At 66.1% G+C, this 17,722-nt stretch carries 16 protein-coding genes; 14 read left to right on the forward strand and 2 right to left on the reverse strand.

Translation table 11 applies throughout. The features are described from left to right. Positions 1–250: 250 nt before the first annotated feature. The 12 genes from TK49_RS11410 (at position 251) to TK49_RS11465 (ending at position 13,983) form a co-directional block, all read left to right on the forward strand. Complete coding sequence (locus TK49_RS11410; RefSeq protein WP_045786798.1) at positions 251–2,332, forward strand: 3-hydroxyacyl-CoA dehydrogenase NAD-binding domain-containing protein; 2,082 nt, start codon at positions 251–253, stop codon at positions 2,330–2,332. Positions 2,333–2,365: 33 nt separating this feature from the next. Further along, a complete protein-coding gene (gene pncA / locus TK49_RS11415; RefSeq protein WP_045786799.1) occupies positions 2,366–3,007 on the forward strand; it encodes a bifunctional nicotinamidase/pyrazinamidase in 642 nt (213 codons plus the stop codon). A 57-nt stretch (positions 3,008–3,064) separates the two neighbouring features. Then, positions 3,065–4,243 (forward strand): acetyl-CoA C-acyltransferase, encoded by a 1,179-nt coding sequence (locus TK49_RS11420; RefSeq protein WP_045786800.1) that lies wholly within the window; start codon positions 3,065–3,067, stop codon positions 4,241–4,243. Between the two features lie 203 nt (positions 4,244–4,446). Continuing rightward, positions 4,447–6,315 (forward strand): acyl-CoA dehydrogenase, encoded by a 1,869-nt coding sequence (locus tag TK49_RS11425; protein WP_045786801.1) that lies wholly within the window; start codon positions 4,447–4,449, stop codon positions 6,313–6,315. A gap of 33 nt (positions 6,316–6,348) precedes the next feature. Next, positions 6,349–7,131 (forward strand): SDR family oxidoreductase, encoded by a 783-nt coding sequence (locus TK49_RS11430; RefSeq protein WP_045786802.1) that lies wholly within the window; start codon positions 6,349–6,351, stop codon positions 7,129–7,131. Positions 7,132–7,163: 32 nt separating this feature from the next. Continuing rightward, positions 7,164–7,598 (forward strand): PaaI family thioesterase, encoded by a 435-nt coding sequence (locus TK49_RS11435; protein ID WP_045786803.1) that lies wholly within the window; start codon positions 7,164–7,166, stop codon positions 7,596–7,598. Between the two features lie 90 nt (positions 7,599–7,688). Further along, a complete protein-coding gene (locus TK49_RS11440) occupies positions 7,689–9,080 on the forward strand; it encodes a serine hydrolase domain-containing protein (RefSeq protein ID WP_045786804.1) in 1,392 nt (463 codons plus the stop codon). Between the two features lie 44 nt (positions 9,081–9,124). Further along, positions 9,125–10,135, forward strand: coding sequence for an NADP-dependent oxidoreductase (locus TK49_RS11445; RefSeq protein ID WP_045786805.1), 1,011 nt, complete (start codon positions 9,125–9,127; stop codon positions 10,133–10,135). Positions 10,136–10,237: 102 nt separating this feature from the next. Next, positions 10,238–11,086 (forward strand): class II aldolase/adducin family protein, encoded by an 849-nt coding sequence (locus tag TK49_RS11450; RefSeq protein WP_045786806.1) that lies wholly within the window; start codon positions 10,238–10,240, stop codon positions 11,084–11,086. 30 nt (positions 11,087–11,116) lie between these two features. Continuing rightward, positions 11,117–12,073 (forward strand): glutathione S-transferase family protein, encoded by a 957-nt coding sequence (locus TK49_RS11455; protein WP_045786807.1) that lies wholly within the window; start codon positions 11,117–11,119, stop codon positions 12,071–12,073. 52 nt (positions 12,074–12,125) lie between these two features. Further along, the gene (locus TK49_RS11460) at positions 12,126–13,028 is read left to right on the forward strand and encodes an SDR family oxidoreductase (protein ID WP_045786808.1); all 903 of its coding nucleotides are present in this window, start codon (positions 12,126–12,128) and stop codon (positions 13,026–13,028) included. A gap of 28 nt (positions 13,029–13,056) precedes the next feature. Then, entirely contained in the window at positions 13,057–13,983 is a 927-nt protein-coding gene (locus TK49_RS11465; RefSeq protein ID WP_045786809.1) for an alpha/beta fold hydrolase, read from the forward strand. A gap of 9 nt (positions 13,984–13,992) precedes the next feature. Here the strand turns inward: TK49_RS11465 and TK49_RS11470 are convergent, their stop codons facing one another. Further along, positions 13,993–15,141 (reverse strand): iron-containing alcohol dehydrogenase, encoded by a 1,149-nt coding sequence (locus TK49_RS11470; RefSeq protein ID WP_045786810.1) that lies wholly within the window; start codon positions 15,139–15,141, stop codon positions 13,993–13,995. Positions 15,142–15,242: 101 nt separating this feature from the next. Between TK49_RS11470 and TK49_RS11475 the strand changes: the two genes are divergently transcribed. Further along, entirely contained in the window at positions 15,243–16,229 is a 987-nt protein-coding gene (locus tag TK49_RS11475) for an alpha/beta hydrolase (RefSeq protein ID WP_045786811.1), read from the forward strand. Between the two features lie 39 nt (positions 16,230–16,268). Further along, positions 16,269–16,721 carry a GNAT family N-acetyltransferase gene (locus TK49_RS11480; RefSeq protein WP_045786812.1) on the forward strand — a complete coding sequence of 151 codons (453 nt, stop codon included), beginning with the start codon at positions 16,269–16,271 and terminating at the stop codon, positions 16,719–16,721. Here the strand turns inward: TK49_RS11480 and TK49_RS11485 are convergent. Beyond that, on the reverse strand, positions 16,711–17,616 hold the full coding sequence (locus TK49_RS11485) for a LysR family transcriptional regulator (RefSeq protein WP_045786813.1): 906 nt from the start codon (positions 17,614–17,616) through the stop codon (positions 16,711–16,713). The two genes, TK49_RS11480 and TK49_RS11485, sit on opposite strands and share 11 nt — an antisense overlap. Between the last annotated feature and the right edge of the window lie 106 nt (positions 17,617–17,722).

The following is a 17,722-nucleotide window of genomic DNA, read 5'->3' on the forward strand; positions in this document are numbered from 1 at the left end:
AAAACCGTCACGTAGCGGGCAAAAAATCCGTGCTGCAGTACACGGTTTGAACCCGCCGAGGCGTGCCGCATCGCCCTCCAGACGGCGCCGTGCAGCGCAAAAATAAAAATTGAACGACCGTGCTATTTTGTGTATTCTGTGTCGAGTCGCGGCCTTACCGCGCGTTAAAAAAACGACATTCGAGAGACAGTTCAACCGCGAGGCACGGTGCGCCTGATCTGCCGGCCCTCGCATCACCAAAGGAACCAGCATGACTGCGGAGTACAAGGTCCAGGACGGCGTTGCCGTCATCACGCTCAGCAACCCGCCCGTCAACGGCCTTGGCCATTCCACGCGGCTGGGCATCGTTGAAGGTATGGTCAAGGCGGGCGACGACCCGAGCGTCAAGGCCATCGTGATCACCGGCGCTGGCAAGGCCTTCTCGGGCGGCGCCGACATCCGCGAGTTCAACACCCCCAAGGCAACCCAGGAGCCGACGCTGCACGCTGTCATCAAGGCGGTCGAGTCAAGCACCAAGCCGGTTGTCGCGGCCATCCACTCGGTGGCGATGGGCGGTGGACTGGAACTGGCGATGGGCTGCCACTTCCGCGTGGCCGCACCCGGCGCGCAGATCGCGCTGCCCGAAGTGAAGCTGGGCATCCTGCCGGGCGCAGGCGGCACGCAACGTCTGCCGCGCGCCATCGGCCTGGAGCCGGCGCTGAACATGATCGTGTCCGGCAACGCCATCCCGTCGGAAAAGCTCGCCAAGAGCGGCCTGTTCGACCAGATGATCGAAGGCGACCTGATGGCCGGCGCCATCGATTTCGCGCTGAAGGCCGCGGCCGAGGGCAAGCTGCCCAAGCTGCGCGATCGCAAGGTCGAGCACGACAATCCGCAAGGCTTCCTGCAATTCGCGCGCAACACGGTCGCAGCCGTCGCAAAGAACTTCCCCGCGCCGGGCAAGTGCGTGGACGCCGTGCAGGCCGCCGTCGAAAAACGCTTCGACGACGGCATCAAGTTCGAGCGCGAGTTGTTCATCGAGCTGGTGAACACGCCTGAATCGCGCGCGCTGCGCCATGCGTTCTTCGGCGAGCGCGCTGCGAGCAAGATCCCCGACGTGCCGGAAGACACGCCAGTGCGCAAGGTCGAGAAGGTGGCCGTGATCGGCGCCGGCACGATGGGCGGCGGCATCTCGATGAACTTCCTGAACGCCGGCATTCCGGTGACGATCCTGGAAACCAAGCAGGAAGCGCTGGACCGCGGCGTCGCGACCATCCGCAAGAACTACGAGAACAGCGCCAAGAAGGGCAAGCTCACGCAAGAGAAGGTCGAGCAGCGCATGGCCCTGCTCAAGCCGACGCTGTCCTACGACGACATCAAGGACGCCGACCTCGTCATCGAGGCCGTCTTTGAAGAAATGGGCGTCAAGGAGGTCGTGTTCAAGAAGCTCGACGAAGTCGTCAAGCAGGGCGCGATCCTGGCGTCGAACACCTCCACGCTGGACGTCGACAAGATCGCCAGCTTCACCAAGCGTCCGCAGGACGTGGTCGGCATGCACTTCTTCAGCCCGGCCAACGTGATGAAGCTGCTGGAAGTCGTGCGCGGCAAGGAAACGGCCAAGGACGTGCTGGCCACGGTCATGAAGCTGGCCAAGGTCATCAAGAAGACGGCGGTCGTCTCGGGCGTGTGCGACGGCTTCATCGGCAACCGCATGATCGAGCAATACAGCCGCCAGGCCGGCTACCTGCTGGACGAAGGCGCGCTGCCCGAGCAGGTCGACAAGGCGATCGAAAAATTCGGCTTTGCCATGGGCCCGTTCCGCATGGGCGACCTGGCCGGCAACGACATCGGCTGGGCCATCCGCAAGCGCCGCGCCGTGGACAAGCCGGACATCGTCTATTCGAAGACGGCCGATCTGCTGTGCGAGATGGGCCGCTTCGGCCAGAAGACGGGCGGCGGCTGGTACGACTACAAGGCAGGTGACCGCAAGCCGTATCCGAACCAGCAGGTCAATGACATGATCGTCCAGCACTCGAAGGATCTGGGCATCACGCGCCGCAAGATTTCGGACGAGGAAATCGTGGAGCGCCTGGTGTTCGCGCTGGTCAACGAAGGCGCGAAGATCCTGGAAGAGGGCATTGCCTCCAAGGCTTCCGATATCGACATGGTGTACCTGACCGGCTACGGCTTCCCGCTGTTCCGTGGCGGCCCGATGCTCTACGCAGACACCGTCGGGTTGTACAACGTCGTGCAAGCCATGCGGCGCTACAGCAAGGGCTACCACGGCGAAGCATGGCAGGTCGCCCCGCTGCTGCAGAAGCTGGCCGACGAGGGCAAGGCCTTCAATGGCTGAATAAGCGGCCAATTCATCGACGCGATCGCCGCCATGCAACTCACGCCCACCGACTGCCTGCTGATCATCGACGTGCAGAACGACTTTCTGCCCGGCGGTGCGCTGGCCGTGCCGGACGGCGACCAGGTCATCCCGGTCGTCAACCGGCTCGCCAAGGCCTTCGGGCCCGCTGCGCGCACGGTGCTGACGCAGGACTGGCACCCGCGCGAGCACGTGTCGTTCTCGGCCAACCATGCGGGCACGCAGCCGTTCGGCACGATCGACCTGCCGTACGGCCAGCAGGTGCTGTGGCCCGTGCACTGTGTGCAGCACAGCACGGGCGCCGCGCTCGCTGAGGGGCTGGACGTGCCGCATGCGCAGTTGATCGTCCGCAAGGGCTATCACCCGCACATCGACAGCTACTCGGCATTCTTTGAAGCGGATCGGAAGACGCCGACCGGCCTGCTGGGCTACCTGCGCGAGCTTGGGGTCCAGCGCGTGTTCTGCGTCGGGCTCGCCACGGATTTCTGCGTGGCATGGTCGGCACTGGATGCGCGTGCTGCGGGGCTGGAAGTCGCCGTCATCGAAGATGCCTGCCGCGCGATCGACCTCAACGGTTCGCTGGCGCAGGCGTGGCAGCGCATGACGGATGCGGGCATCGCGCGGTTGCAGTCGCACGCGATCTTGAACGGATAACGGAATACCACGGGCGCAGCCGAAGCTGCGCCCCCACCAGATACGAGGAGCAACACCATGACCGAAGCAGTCATCGTTTCCACCGCACGTACGGGCCTGGCCAAGAGCTGGAAGGGCGCCTTCAACATGACGCACGGCGCCACGCTCGGCGGCCACGCAGTGCAGCACGCCATCGCCCGCGCCAAGATCGAGCCGGGCGAGGTGGAAGACGTCCTGATGGGCTGCGCGAACCCGGAAGGCGCGACGGGCGCCAACATCGCGCGCCAGATCGCCCTGCGCGCCGGCTGCCCCGTGACCGTGCCGGGTGCGACCGTCAATCGCTTCTGCTCGTCGGGCCTGCAGACCATCGCGATGGCCGCGCAGCGCGTGATCGCCGATGAGGGCGACATCTTCGTGGCCGGCGGGGTGGAGTCCATCTCGTGCGTGCAGCAGGAGATGAACCGCCACATGCTGCAGGAAGGCTGGCTGAACAAGCACAAGCCTGAAATCTACTGGAGCATGCTGCAGACCGCCGAGAACGTCGCCAAGCGCTACAACATCAGCAAGGAGCGCCAGGACGAATACGGCGTGCAGAGCCAGCAACGCGCCGCCGCCGCTGCGGCCGCCGGCAAGTTCAACGACGAGATCGTCCCGATGACGACCGTCATGGGCGTGGCCGATGCCAAGACCGGGCAGATCATGACGCGCGAAGTCACGATCTCGGCTGATGAAGGCATTCGTCCGGACACGACGCTCGAAGGGGTGACGAAGATCCGCACCGCCATGCCCGGCGGCGTGATCTCGGCCGGCAACGCCAGCCAGTTCTCCGACGGCGCATCGGCCGCGGTGGTGATGAACGGCAAGGTGGCAGCCGCCAAGGGCCTGCAGCCGCTGGGCGTGTTCCGCGGCTTTGCCGTGGCCGGCTGCGAGCCGGACGAAATGGGCATCGGCCCCGTCTTTGCCGTGCCCAAGCTGCTGAAGAAGGCGGGTCTGAAGGTGGAAGACATCGGCCTGTGGGAACTGAACGAAGCGTTCGCCGTGCAGGTGCTGTACTGCGCAGACAAGCTTGGCATCCCGATGGACCGCCTGAACGTCAACGGCGGCGCCATCGCCGTGGGCCACCCGTACGGCGTGTCGGGTGCACGCCTGGTCGGCCACGCGCTGATCGAAGGCAAGCGCCGCGGCGTCAAGTACGTGGTCGTGACGATGTGCATCGGCGGCGGCCAAGGCGCAGCCGGCCTGTTCGAGGTGCTCTGAACAGACAGGCTCCCGCTCAAAACGGGAGCCTGTTTTGTTTCTGGCAGCGCTGGCCTGATCGCCATCTCGCGCGCGCCTTTCTTTGCTTGCTTTCTTTGGCAAGACGAAGAGGGTGAGTCGGGCCCGGCACGGCACGAAACAAGGGGTTGACCCAAAGCCCTCGCCCGGGCAGGGCACGAAACACAGGATGCACCACCAACATCATGTCCTCGAAACTGCTATCCCGCCGCGACCTCAGCTTCCTGCTCTACGAATGGCTCAACGTCGAATCGCTCACACGCATTCCGCGTTATGCCGACCATTCCCGCGAAACGTTCGATGCCGCCCTCGACACCTGCGAGCGCATCGCCACCGACCTTTTCGCCCCGCATAACAAGAAGAACGATCAGCAGGAACCGCATTTCGACGGCACCCGGGTCCACATCATCCCCGAGGTGAAGGCCGCGCTGGACGCTTTCAACAAGGCCGGCCTGATGGCCGCGGGGCAGGATTTCCAGCTCGGCGGCATGCAACTGCCCACCGTGGTCGAGAAAGCCGGTTTCGGCTTCTTCAAGGCCGCCAACGTCGGCACCAGCTCGTATCCGTTCCTCACCATCGGCAATGCGAACCTGCTGCTCGCGCACGGCACGCCGGAGCAGATCGAAACGTTCGTGCAGCCCGAGATGGAAGGCCGCTTCTACGGCACGATGTGCCTGTCGGAGCCGCAGGCCGGGTCGTCGCTGTCGGACATCGTCACGCGCGCGGAGTACGAAGGCGAATCGCGGCTCGGCCCCCAGTACCGCCTGACCGGCAACAAGATGTGGATCTCCGCCGGCGAGCATGAGCTGTCGGAGAACATCATCCACCTCGTGCTGGCAAAGATCCCTGGCCCGGACGGCAAGCTGATTCCCGGCGTGAAGGGCATTTCGCTGTTCATCGTGCCGAAGTTCCTCGTCAACGAAGACGGCTCGCTCGGCGAGCGCAACGACGTGGTGCTCGCCGGCCTGAATCACAAGATGGGCTATCGCGGCACGACCAACTGTCTGCTGAACTTTGGCGAAGGCACGCAGTTCCGTCCGAAGGGTGCTGACGGCCAGCCGCGCGCCGGTGCCGTCGGCTACCTCGTCGGCGAGCCGCACAAGGGGCTCGCCTGCATGTTCCACATGATGAACGAGGCGCGCATCGGCGTCGGCATGGGCGCGACGATGCTCGGCTACACGGGCTACCTGCACGCACTGGACTACGCGCGCAACCGCCCGCAGGGGCGTCCGGTGGGGCCGTCGGGCAAGGATCCCGCGTCCCCGCAGATCCGCATCATCGACCACGCCGATGTCCGCCGCATGCTGCTCGCGCAGAAGGCGTACGTGGAAGGCGCGCTCGGCCTGAACCTGTATTGCGCCAAGCTGGTCGACGAAGAGCGCGGCGAGACGGATGCCGCCAGGCGCGCCAAGCTTGGCCTGCTGCTGGGCATCCTCACCCCGATCGCGAAGAGCTGGCCGTCGCAGTGGTGCCTGGAGGCCAACAGCCTGGCGATCCAGGTGCACGGCGGCTACGGCTACACGCGCGAATACAACGTCGAGCAGTTCTACCGCGACAATCGCCTGAACCCGATCCACGAAGGCACGCACGGCATCCAGGGCCTGGACCTGCTCGGCCGCAAGGTCGTCATGCACGACGGCGCCGCGTTCACGGCCCTTGGCGAGCGCGTGCAGGCCACCGTCGGGCGCGCGCTGGAAACCGACGACGAAACGCTGGTCGGCCACGGCCGTGCACTCGGCATGGCTGCGCAGAAGCTCGCCAAGGTCACCCAGACGCTGTGGGCCGCCGGCGATCCGCGCGTCACGCTGGCCAACGCATCGGTGTATCTGGAAGCGTTCGGCCACGTCGTCATCGCGTGGATCTGGCTGGAGCAGGCGCTGTCCGCCGCCAGGGCCTTGCCGGATGCCCATGGCGAGGACGCTGACTTCTACCGCGGCAAGCTGCAGGCCGCACGCTACTTCTTCCAGTGGGAACTGCCGAAGATCGACCCGCAGATCGCGCTGCTGGGCTCGCTCGACACGACCACGCTGGATATGCAGGACGCCTGGTTCTAGGCCATCGCAAACAACAACGAGACAGGAGACACCATGGGTACGCTGAAATCGCTGTTCGATCTCTCGGGCAAGACCGCGCTGGTCACGGGCGGCTCGCGCGGGCTTGGCCTGCAGATTGCCGAAGCGTTGGGCGAGCAGGGCGCACGCATCGTCTTGTCGGCCCGCAAGGCCGATGAGCTGAAGGAAGCGCAGGCGCACCTGAAGTCGCTCGGCATCGAGGCCGACTGGATTGCCGCCGATGGCGCCGTCGAAGCCGACATCCAGCGCCTGGCCGACGGGGCGCTTGCCAAGCTCGGCCACGTCGACATCCTCGTCAACAACGCTGGCGCCACGTGGGGCGCACCGGCCGAAGACCACCCGGTGGAGGCGTGGGACAAGGTGATGAATCTGAACATCCGCGGCCTGTTCCTGCTCTCGCAGCAGATCGGCAAGCGATCGATGATCCCGCGCAAGTACGGCAAGATCATCAACGTGGCGTCGATCGCCGGTCTGAAGAGCAATGCGCCGGGCACGCTCGACACGATCGCCTACAACACCAGCAAGGGCGCGGTGGTCAACTTCACCCGTGCGCTGGCGGGCGAATGGGGCGAGTACAACATCACTGTCAATGCCATCGCGCCGGGCTTCTTCCCTTCGAAGATGACGCGCGGTTCGCTGGAAAAGCTGGGCGTCGACACGCTCGCCGCGCGCACGCCGCTGCGTCGCATTGGCGATGACGAAGACCTCAAGGGGGTGGCGGCGCTCTTCGCGTCAGACGCTTCGAAGCACATCACGGGCCAGATCCTGGCCGTCGACGGCGGCGTGAGCGTGGTCTAATTTCGGCTGCTTTCCACTCTCTTGAACGCAGCATGAGCGCAGACAACAACGGTTTTCCGATCGACATTCCCTTCCTGAAGCTTCTCGGCATGCGCTGCCTGAAGGCCGAGGGCGGCGAGGGCATCGTCGAACTCGCCCTTGAAGCCCAGCACATGAACAGTTGGGAAATGGCCCACGGCGGCGTGACCATGACGATGCTCGACGTGGCGATGGCCATGGCGGGCCGCTCGGCAGACGCACACGGCCGCGGCGTGGTGACGATCGAGATGAAGACGGCGTTCATGCAGCCCGGACGCGGCACGCTCACGGCGAGCGCGCGCTGCGTGCACCAGTCGACCACCATGGCCTTCTGCGAAGGCGAGGTGCGCGATGGCGACGGCAAGCTGGTGGCACGCGGCTCAGGCACGTTCAAGTTCGTCAAGCGGATGCCGCCGCCGCGCACGCCTGAGCCGGGCGCGGACGGCTGATCTGCCTGCAATGAAGTCCGCAGTACAGCCATGCCGGGTGGCAGGCCGAATCCGGTTCGGCTCATAAGAAGAACCATCTAGGAGATGACGATGCAACAACCTGCGCGGCGGGCCGTGTCCGCCCTTGCCATCACGCTGCTTTGCGCCACCGGACTGACCATGACCCTCGAAGGATGCGCTTCCCATCCGGCCCCGGCGGCCGATGCGCCGGCCACCGTGCAAGCGCCCCCTGCACCGAACCCGCCGGCGCAGAAGCCGCTGACGGCCGACGAATCCGACCCGAACAAGATGGGCTGGATGCAGGGCTTCCCGCCGCCGCCCGATCGCATCATCCGCTTTGACCTGGCGGGCAACATGTTCCCGCGCACGCGCTACGGCTACAGCCACGTGCGCGAGTTCGTGCCGACGCGCGCGGTCTGGCGCGGTGACGGCCCCGTCAGCAAGCTGCCGCGCGCCGAGCGCGACATCAGCGGCGTGCTGTTTACCGATCCGAACGGCACGCGCCGCACGTTTGCCGAGGCGCTCAAGCTGACCTACACCGACGGCATCCTCGTCATGCACAAGGGCAAGGTGGTCTACGAGCGTTACTTTGGCGCGCTCGATGCGCATACGCCGCACATCGCCATGTCGGTCACAAAATCGTTTGTTGGCACGCTGGCCGCCATGCTCGTGGCGGACGGCAAGCTCGATCCGGCTGCGCCGGTGACGCAGTACGTGCCGGAGTTGAAGGACACCGCTTATGGCGACGCCACCGTGCGCCAGGTCATGGACATGACCGTGGGCGTGCGTTACTCCGAGAACTATGCCGACCCGAACGCCGATGTCTGGGCCTACGCCCGCGCCGGCGGCATGCTGCCGCGCCCGCCGGGCTACAAGGGCCCCGACAACTTCTACGACTACCTCACGACGCTGCGCAAGGAAGGCGAGCACGACGCGGAATTCGCGTACAAGACCGTCAACGCCGAAACGCTGGCGTGGATCGTGCGCCGTGCGTCGAACAAATCGCTGGCGGCGCTGCTGTCCGAGCGCATCTGGCAGCCGATGGGCGCACAGGACGATGCGTACTTCTCGGTCGACAGCATCGGTACGGAATCGGGCGGCGGTGGCCTGAACACCACGCTGCGCGACCTGGCGCGCTTTGGCGAGATGATTCGCAACGACGGCCGCTTCAACGGCAGGCAGATCCTGCCCAAAAGCGTGATCGACGACATCCGCCGCGGCGGCGACCCGGCCAAGTTTGCGAAGGCAGGCTACACGACGCTGCCCGGCTATTCGTACCGCAACATGTGGTGGGTTTCGAGCAATGATCACCACACGTTCGAAGCGCGCGGCATCCACGGCCAGCGCATCTATATTGATCCGGTGGCCCAGATGACGATCGTGCGCTATGCCTCGCACCCGGTCGCTGCCAATGCGGCCAATGATCCGGTCACGCATCGGGCATTTGCGGCGCTGGCCGAGTACTTCATGCAACACAAGTAACACCCCGACCCAACACCGATATCCGATATTCAGGAGCGTTTTTCATGTCGAAGACCTATCAGCGCATCGTTCTGGCTTCGCGCCCCCAGGGGGCCGTGACGCCCGAGAACTTCCGCCTGGAGACGGTGGATCTGCCGGAACTGCAGGACGGCCAGGTGCTGGTGCGCAACCATTTCCTGTCGCTCGACCCGTACATGCGCGGTCGCATGAACGACAGCAAGTCGTATGCGCAGCCGCAGCCGCTCGATGAAGTGATGATCGGCGGCACGGTGGGCGAGGTGGAGGCGTCCAGGAACCCGTCGTTTGCCGTCGGCGACAGCGTGGTCGGCATGTTCGGCTGGCAGGAGGTCGGCATCTCCGATGGCCGCGGCATCCAGAAGGTCGACACGCGTCACATTCCGCTGTCGGCATACCTGGGCGCGGTGGGCATGCCCGGTGTGACGGCGTGGTACGGCCTGAACAAGATCATGCACCCGAAGCCTGGCCAGACCGTGGCGGTGAGCGCCGCTTCGGGCGCCGTGGGCAGCGTGGTCGGCCAGCTGGCCAAGCTCAAGGGTTGCCGCGCCGTGGGTTTTGCCGGCGGCAAGGACAAGTGCGACTACGTGGTCAACGAACTCGGCTTTGACGCCTGTATCGACTACAAGGCCGCCAAGGACCCGAAAGAGCTCTACAGGATGCTCAAGGAGGCCACGCCGGACGGCATCGACGCGTACTTCGAGAACGTCGGCGGCACGATCCTCGACGCCGTGCTCTCGCGCATGAACCCGTTCGGGCGCATCGCCATGTGCGGCATGATCGCCGGCTACGACGGCCAGCCGCTGCCGATGCAGAACCCGCAGCTGATCCTGGTGTCGCGCCTGACGATCGAAGGCTTCATCGTCTCCGAACACATGGACGTGTGGCCGGAAGCACTGCGCGAACTCGGCGGCTACGTGGCACAGGGCAAGCTCAAGTTCCGCGAGAGCGTGGCGCAGGGCCTGGCGAGCGCGCCGGAGGCCTTCATGGGCCTGCTCAAGGGCAAGAACTTCGGCAAGCAGCTCGTCAAGCTGGTCTGACGTTTTGATGTGGCTGCACGGACTGTCAAGCCATTGACAGTCCGCCGGGCAGGGGCCGCCACAGAATGGCCCCGCCCACAATGACTGCGTGAAGGAGACACCATGAATGCACCTGAAACCGCACACGCCAAGCGGCCCGACAGCATGAGCGCCAGCCTCAGCCCCGAGGCCGCCGCCCGCTATCGCAACCTGCCGCGTCCGCCGCAATTCGCCACCGTTGAAGAAGAGCGCCTGCACCGCAAGCAGCGGCTGGCTGCAGCGTTCCGGTTGTTCTCCAGATTCGGTTTCGATGAAGGTGTGGCCGGCCACATCACCGCGCGCGACCCCGAGCACCAGGACAGCTTCTGGGTGAACCCGTTCGGCGTGCACTTCAGCCAGGTCAAGGTGTCGAACCTGATCCGCTGCGATCACCACGGCAACGTGGTCGAAGGCGATTACCCGGTCAATGCCGCAGCGTTTGCGATCCACTCCCGCGTGCACCAGGCACGGCCCGACGCGGTGGCCGCGGCGCATTCCCACAGCACATACGGTCGCGCGTGGTCGACACTCGGGCGCAAGCTCGATCCGCTCACGCAGGACGTCTGCGCGTTCTACGAAGACCACGCCGTGTACGACGATTTCGGCGGCGTGGTAGTCGAGCTGGACGAAGGTCAGCGCATTGCCGAGGCGCTCGGCGACAACAAGGCCGCGATCCTGCAGAACCACGGCCTGCTGACAGTCGGCAAGACCGTCGACGAGGCGGCGTGGTGGTTCATCACGATGGAGCGCTCGTGCCAGGTGCAGCTGCTGGCCGAAGCCGCTGCCGCGCGCACGGGCGAGGCACCGCGCACGATTTCCGATGCGGCTGCGCGCCAGGCGTATTCCATCGTGGGCTCGGCGCAGGCGGGGTGGTTCCAGTTCCAGCCGCTCTATGCGCGCATCGTCAAAGAGCAACCCGATCTGCTCGATTGATCGGCGCCCACGAAACCACCAGGAATGCCCATGACGGATCTGATCCTGCATCACTACGCCACCTCGCCGTTTTCGGAGAAGGTGCGGCTGATCCTCGGCTACAAGGACCAGCCGTGGAAGTCCGTCACGGTGCCCTCCATCCTGCCCAAGCCCGACGTGATGCCGCTCACGGGCGGCTACCGGCGCACGCCGTTCCTGCAGATCGGCGCGGATATCTACTGCGATACGGCGCTGATCGCGCAGGTGCTCGAATCGATCCACCCGCTGCCGAAGCTGGTGCCGTCGGAGCATGCGGCGGCCGTGTTCGCCATGGCGCAATGGGCGGACACGACGCTGTTCTGGGCGACGGCCACCTACGTCACGCAGCCGGCCGGTTTCCAGAGCCTGTTCGGCGGCGTGCCCGAGGCATTCGTCAAGGCGTTCGTGGAAGACCGCAAGGCGATGCGCGCCGGCGGCACAGGCCTGCGCACGCCGCTGCCGGAAGCGACGTCGACCCTGCACGTCTTCCTGGCGCAGCTCGAGCGCCAGCTCGCGACCGGCGAGCACATCTTCCTGTTCGGAGAGCAGCCGACCGTGGCCGATTTCTCCGTCTACCACTGCCTGTGGTTCATTCGCCGCGCGGCGGCGCTGGCGGGCATTCTGGATGCCCATCCCGACGTGGTGGCATGGATGCACCGGGTCGCGGCGCTGGGCCATTCGCAGGCGCAGCCGATGACGCCCGCCGAAGCGCTCGATATTGCAAAGGCCGCCACGCCGCGCGCATTGACGGACACGAAGGCGGCCTTCGACGACCGCTACGGCCTGCCCAAGGGCACACGCGTGACGGTGGCCGCTGTCGATTACGGCGTGGACCCGGTCGAAGGCGAGCTGATCGTCTCCACGCGCGACGCCGTGGGCGTGCTGCGTGAAGATGCGCGTGTCGGGCAGGTGGTGGTGCATTTCCCGCGCGTGGGTTACGCCGTGCGCAAGGTCGAGACGGCAGACTGACGGCGTTGCCAACGCCATCGCATTTCATGACAACAACACGAGAGAGACACGTATGAAGCAATTCGCAGGCGGTGTGGCCGTCATCACGGGCGGTGCGTCGGGTTTCGGCAAGGAGTTCGCCAAGAACGCGGCCGGGTTGGGCATGAAGCTGGTGCTGGCCGATATCCAGCAGGATGCGCTGGATGCCGCCGTGGCCGAGTTCACGGCGCAGGGCGTGGAAGTGATCGGGCTGCGCGTCGACGTGTCGAAGGTGGAAGACGTGCAGGCGCTGGCCGATGCGGCCATGAAGACGTTCGGCAAGGTGAACCTGCTGTTCAACAACGCGGGCGTGGGCGCGGGCGGTCTGATCTGGGAGAACACCGAGCGCGACTGGGACTGGGTGCTTGGTGTGAACCTGCATGGCGTGATCCACGGCGTGCGCATCTTCACGCCGCTCATGCTCGAAGCCGCCAGGAAGGATCCGTCGTACGAGGGCCATATCGTCAATACGGCGTCGATGGCGGGGCTGCTGAATGCGCCGGCCATGGGCATCTACAACGTGTCCAAGCATGCGGTGGTGGCGCTGTCCGAATCGCTGTACCAGGATCTGAGCCTGGTGACCGAGCAGATTCATTGCTCGGTGCTGTGCCCGTATTTCGTGCCGACCGGCATCACGCAGTCGGACCGCAACCGCCCGCAGGATCTCGCCAATACGGCGCCGCCGACCAAGTCGCAGCTCGTCTCGCGCGCCATGTCGGAGAAGGCTGTCAGTTCCGGCAAGGTGACGGCCGAGCAGGTCGGCAAGATGACCTTCGACGCCATCCGCAACGCGGGCTTCTACATCTATTCGCACCCGCACGCGCTGGCACCGGTGCAGCGCCGCTTTGAAGACATCATCTCGCAGCGCAACCCGTCGGACCCGTTCGATGGCAAGCCCGACGTGCGTGCGCGTCTGGTCGATGCCCTGCGCGGGTGATCACACCTCCAAGACTTCCGGGACTGCCATGACCGCCGCACCCACTGCCGCCATCACCGAATCGCAATTCGCCGACCTGCCCAACGGCACGCGGCTGCATTACGCCAGCGCCGGCCAGCGCGGTGCGCCGCTCATGCTGTTTGTCCATGGCTTCCCGGAGTTCTGGTACGAGTGGGAGGCGCAGCTCGCCGCGTTTGGTGACACGCACTTTGCGGTGGCCCCCGACATGCGCGGCTTCAACCTGTCGAGCAAGCCGGCCGCGGTCGATGCGTACCGCCCGAAGATGCTCGTGCAGGATCTGGAGCAGTTCATCGCGGCGCTGGGCTATGAGCGCGCGATCGTGGTCGCGCACGACTGGGGCGGGGCGATCTGCTGGAACCTTGCCATCCAGCATCCGGAGCGGGTGGAGCGGCTGGTCATCATCAACTCGCCGCACCCTTGGGTGTTTGCGAATGCGCTGCTGAGCGATCCGGCACAGCAGGCTTCGTCGGCGTATATGAACTGGCTGCGCAAGCCGGGCTCGGAAGAGGCGCTGGCCGCCAACGACTTCGAAAAGCTCGAGGGCTTCTTCAGCGGCATGGGCCAGCCCGTGGCCGAATGGTTCACGCCCGAGGTGCGGGCGCGCTATCACGCGGCCTGGAGCCGGCCGGGCGAAGGCGGCTCGCATGGCCTGACAGGCGGCGTGAATTACTACCGCGCCTCGCCGCTGCACCCGCCCACCGAAGGCACGGCGCCGCTGCGCATCGACCAGATGCCGCCCGAGGCGTTCGTCGTCAAGGTGCCCACACTCGTGATCTGGGGCGAGATGGACATGGCGCTGCCGAAAAGCCTGCTCAACGGGCTAGAGCGGTTCATTCCGGACATGCGCCTGGAGCGCATTCCCGACGGCACGCACTGGGTCGTGCACGAACAACCGGAGCGCATTGCCGCGCTGATCCGGTCGTTCGTCGGCTGAACAACGCCGTTACATCGATTCGGCCAGCATGCGGCGGTAGTCGTCCGCTGTGGCGATGCGCGGGTTGGTCTTGTGGCAGTGGTCGAGCAGGGCGCCCTCGACCACGTGTTCGAGCGCGTCTTCCGGCACGCCCATCTGGCGCAGGCCCGTGGGCAGGCCCAGGCGCGCGGTGAGGTCATGCACCGCCTGCGCAAGGTCAGCGCCGGCCGGCAGGTTCATCACGCGGCGCATGCGGGCATAGCGGTTGTCGCGCACGACCGTCTCTGCCGTCTCGTTGAAGCGCAGCACCGCCGGCAACACCACCGCATTGAGCGTGCCGTGATGCAGCCCCGTCTTGCCGTCGACCTTCACGCCGCCCAGCGGGTGCGACAGCGAATGCACGCACCCGAGCCCCTTCTGAAACGCCATCGCGCCCTGCATCGACGCGCTCATCATGTTCAGCCGCGCATCGCGGTCTGCGCCATCACGCGTGGCGCGCTCGATGTTCGCCCACGCCCGTTCCAGACCGTCCAGCGCGATGCCGTCGGCAGGCGGATTGAAGGCTGGCGCGAGGAAAGTCTCGATGCAATGCGCGATGGCGTCCATCCCCGTGGCGGCGGTCAGCATCGGCGGCAGGCCCAGCGTCAGTTCCGCATCGCAGATCGCCGACTTGGGCAACAGGTGCCACGAGTGGAAACCGAGCTTGCGGCCGTCTTCCAGGATGATGATTGCGCCGCGCGCCACTTCGCTGCCGGTGCCGGCCGTCGTGGGAATGGCGATCAGCGGCGCCGCGGCTTCCGTGATCTTGCCACTGCCGCCTTCGATGGTGGCGTACGTGGTGAGCGGCTCCGGGTGCGTTGCGGCAATCGCGATGCCCTTGGCGAGGTCGATCGACGAACCGCCGCCAATGGCGATCAGCCCATCGCAGCCGGCGTCCTTGTATTGCGCGGTGGCCTTCATCACCATCGCTTCGGTGGGGTTGGACGGCGTCTCGTCGAATACGGTGACGGGCAGCCCGCCCGTGGCGTCGATGGCCCGCTGCGCCAGCCCGGCGGCGGCCACGCCCTTGTCGGTCACGACCATCGGGCGGCGGATGCCCACGCGCGCACATTCGCTTTTCAGTTCGTCGATCGTGCCAAAGCCGAGGTGGACGTGGGTGAGGTAGTAGATGAGGGCCATGCTGTCTCCGGTGGTGTCTGTGTGCCCGTCTTGTGGCGCGGGCGTGGTTCGATGGATACTCCGATGATAGCCATATTAGAACGATCGTTCAGTTCCCCTGCATGCAGCACCCAACGCCGCACCCGCATCTCGACCCGCACGTCGCCCAGTTGCTTGATCTCGTGGCGCGTGCCAAGCGTCCGCCGCTCAATGCGCTCGACCCGGCCGACGCCAAGATCGCCTACGAAAAGAGCAGCCCCATTGTCGACATCCCGGCCATTCCGTTGGAGTCGGTGCACGACCTGACGGTCACGGCGCGCGATGGTTTCCCGATTCCCATTCGCACGTACGCTGCCCGCGCGGCAAGCTGGGCCGACCCGCTGCCGCTGCTCGTGTACTTCCACGGTGGCGGCTTCACGGTCGGCAGCATCAAGACGCACGACCAGCTGTGCCGGTCGCTCGCCGCCAAATCCGGGGCGATGGTGCTGTCGGTCGATTACCGGCTCGCGCCCGAGTGGAAGTTCCCCACCGCCGCCGAGGACGCCTTCGACGTGATGCAGTGGGTCTTCGATGAAGCCGCCAGCATCGGCGCAGACCCGGCGCGCATTGCCTTCGGTGGCGACAGCGCGGGCGGCACGCTCGCCGCCGTGTGCGCCATCGAGGCGCGCAACCGGGGCCTCGCTCCCGTGCTGCAGCTGCTGATCTACCCCGGCACCACGGCGCGAGAGAGCACGCCTTCGCACCGCGAATTCGCCGAGGGCTACCTGCTCACGCAGGAGATGATCCGCTGGTTCTTCTCGCAATACCTGCGCAGCGACGCCGACCGCGACGACTGGCGCTTCGCCCCGCTCGACGCCGGCGGCCACGGCGCCGATGTGACCGGCGTGTGCCCCGCGTGGATTGCCGTGGCCGGCTTCGACCCCATCCGCGACGCCGGCATCGGCTACGCCAACAAGCTGCGCGCGGCCGAGGTGCCGGTCGAACTCAAGCTGTATGCAGGCATGATCCACGACTTCTTCAAGATCGGCCGCTTCGTGCCGGCCGTGGAAGATGCGCACCGCGATGCCGCCAGCGCGCTGCGCCGCGCCTTCGGCACTGAGACCGAATAGCCGAACCCCTCTTCAACGTTCAAGTATTGAAACCCGAACATGACTGCTCCTGAATCTGTCCGCCCGCTGGCCGGCGTAGAAGTCGACCGCTGGGACGCCGTGCGCGAAGAAGCCCGCGCCATCCGCTACGACGTGTTCGTCATCGAGCAGGGCGTGCCCGTCGAGCTGGAATGGGACGAATGGGATGACCAATGCTGGCACGCACTGGCGCGCGATACCGCCGGGCGCGCCGTGGCCACCGGCCGCCTGCTGCCCGACGGGCATATCGGCCGCATGGCGGTGCGCAAGGAGGCGCGCGGTACGGGCGTGGGCGCGCGCGTGCTCGAAGCGCTGATCGCGAAGGCACAGTCGCTCGGGTATCGGGAGCTGATCCTCAACGCGCAAACGCACGCCATGCCGTTCTATGCGCGCGCCGGCTTCACGGCCGAGGGCGGGGAATTTGAAGAAGCCGGCATCCCGCACCGGACCATGCGCCGCGTGCTCACACGTTGATGGCCTCGGCGGCCCGCACGATGGCTGCGATGGCCGCCTGCGCTGCGGGTGATGCCGTCCTGCCGCGCAAGCGCACGATGCCCGTGGTGGACGGCTGCGAGAGCCAGCCCTTCACCGTGAGCCGGACCAGCGTGCCGGCCTCCAGCTCTTCGCGCACGGCGGCATCCGTGGCGCCCAGGATGGTGTCGGTGGTGAGCGCCACCGTCTTCAGCACGCCGTAGTTGTCGCATTCCAGGGCGATGGTGGCCTGCTGGCCCGCTGGCAGCCCGAGCAGCTTCGCCAGATCCATCTTGGATGGGCTCAGCAGCTTGGGCACGGCAACGCCGTATTCCCACACCTCGCGTAGCGTCGCCTTGCGCCCGGCCAGCGGATGGCCCGCCCGCGCATACAGATGCGGCGGCTGGCCGCCGATCGGCTGGACATCCAGCGCGGCGTCTGCCGGCATGTCGCGCACGTCCGCGGCAAAGAACTCGATGTTCTCGCTGCGCAGTCGGTGGAGCAGCTGCGCCCAGTTGCCCACCTCCATGCGCAGCGCCACCTGCGGATGCTGCTGGCGCAACTCGCGCAGCGCCTGCGGCATCAGCGTGGCCGTCAACAGCGGCCCGACCCCGAAGGCGGTGTCGCCCAGATGGCTGTCACGGTAGAGCTCAACATCGCGCTGCAGGCAACGCGCCTCGAACAGCAGTTGGCGCGCGCGCTTGATGACGAAGGCGCCCGCGGGCGTGGGACGTACGTCGCCGGTCTCGCGGTCGAACAGGCGGATGCCGAGATCGTCTTCCACCGCCTGGATGCTGCGGCTGAAGGCCGGCTGACTGAGGTGGACCTGCTCGGCCGCCCGTGCAAAGTGCAGCGTGTCGGCCAAGGCGACGACATGGCTCAGGCGTCGTAGATCCATGGCATTGCGTTCCGTGCATTGAGTAGATGTCGATTATGCATTAGACGCATTGAAGCGCCACGCCTAGCATCGTCTTCACAACCATTCAACGTGAGGAGACGCCGCG

Source organism: Ralstonia mannitolilytica (assembly GCF_000954135.1).
In the GTDB taxonomy this organism is placed as follows: domain Bacteria; phylum Pseudomonadota; class Gammaproteobacteria; order Burkholderiales; family Burkholderiaceae; genus Ralstonia; species Ralstonia mannitolilytica.

Excerpts from the sequence above, each read along its gene's own strand:
- TK49_RS11410 (WP_045786798.1), top strand. The coding sequence starts at position 251 with ATGACTGCGGAGTACAAGGTCCAGGACGGCGTTGCCGTCATCACGCTC.
- pncA (WP_045786799.1), top strand. The coding sequence starts at position 2,366 with ATGCAACTCACGCCCACCGACTGCCTGCTGATCATCGACGTGCAGAAC.
- TK49_RS11420 (WP_045786800.1), top strand. The coding sequence starts at position 3,065 with ATGACCGAAGCAGTCATCGTTTCCACCGCACGTACGGGCCTGGCCAAG.
- TK49_RS11425 (WP_045786801.1), top strand. The coding sequence starts at position 4,447 with ATGTCCTCGAAACTGCTATCCCGCCGCGACCTCAGCTTCCTGCTCTAC.
- TK49_RS11430 (WP_045786802.1), top strand. The coding sequence starts at position 6,349 with ATGGGTACGCTGAAATCGCTGTTCGATCTCTCGGGCAAGACCGCGCTG.
- TK49_RS11435 (WP_045786803.1), top strand. The coding sequence starts at position 7,164 with ATGAGCGCAGACAACAACGGTTTTCCGATCGACATTCCCTTCCTGAAG.
- TK49_RS11440 (WP_045786804.1), top strand. The coding sequence starts at position 7,689 with ATGCAACAACCTGCGCGGCGGGCCGTGTCCGCCCTTGCCATCACGCTG.
- TK49_RS11445 (WP_045786805.1), top strand. The coding sequence starts at position 9,125 with ATGTCGAAGACCTATCAGCGCATCGTTCTGGCTTCGCGCCCCCAGGGG.
- TK49_RS11450 (WP_045786806.1), top strand. The coding sequence starts at position 10,238 with ATGAATGCACCTGAAACCGCACACGCCAAGCGGCCCGACAGCATGAGC.
- TK49_RS11455 (WP_045786807.1), top strand. The coding sequence starts at position 11,117 with ATGACGGATCTGATCCTGCATCACTACGCCACCTCGCCGTTTTCGGAG.
- TK49_RS11460 (WP_045786808.1), top strand. The coding sequence starts at position 12,126 with ATGAAGCAATTCGCAGGCGGTGTGGCCGTCATCACGGGCGGTGCGTCG.
- TK49_RS11465 (WP_045786809.1), top strand. The coding sequence starts at position 13,057 with ATGACCGCCGCACCCACTGCCGCCATCACCGAATCGCAATTCGCCGAC.
- TK49_RS11470 (WP_045786810.1), bottom strand. The coding sequence starts at position 15,141 with ATGGCCCTCATCTACTACCTCACCCACGTCCACCTCGGCTTTGGCACG.
- TK49_RS11475 (WP_045786811.1), top strand. The coding sequence starts at position 15,243 with ATGCAGCACCCAACGCCGCACCCGCATCTCGACCCGCACGTCGCCCAG.
- TK49_RS11480 (WP_045786812.1), top strand. The coding sequence starts at position 16,269 with ATGACTGCTCCTGAATCTGTCCGCCCGCTGGCCGGCGTAGAAGTCGAC.
- TK49_RS11485 (WP_045786813.1), bottom strand. The coding sequence starts at position 17,616 with ATGGATCTACGACGCCTGAGCCATGTCGTCGCCTTGGCCGACACGCTG.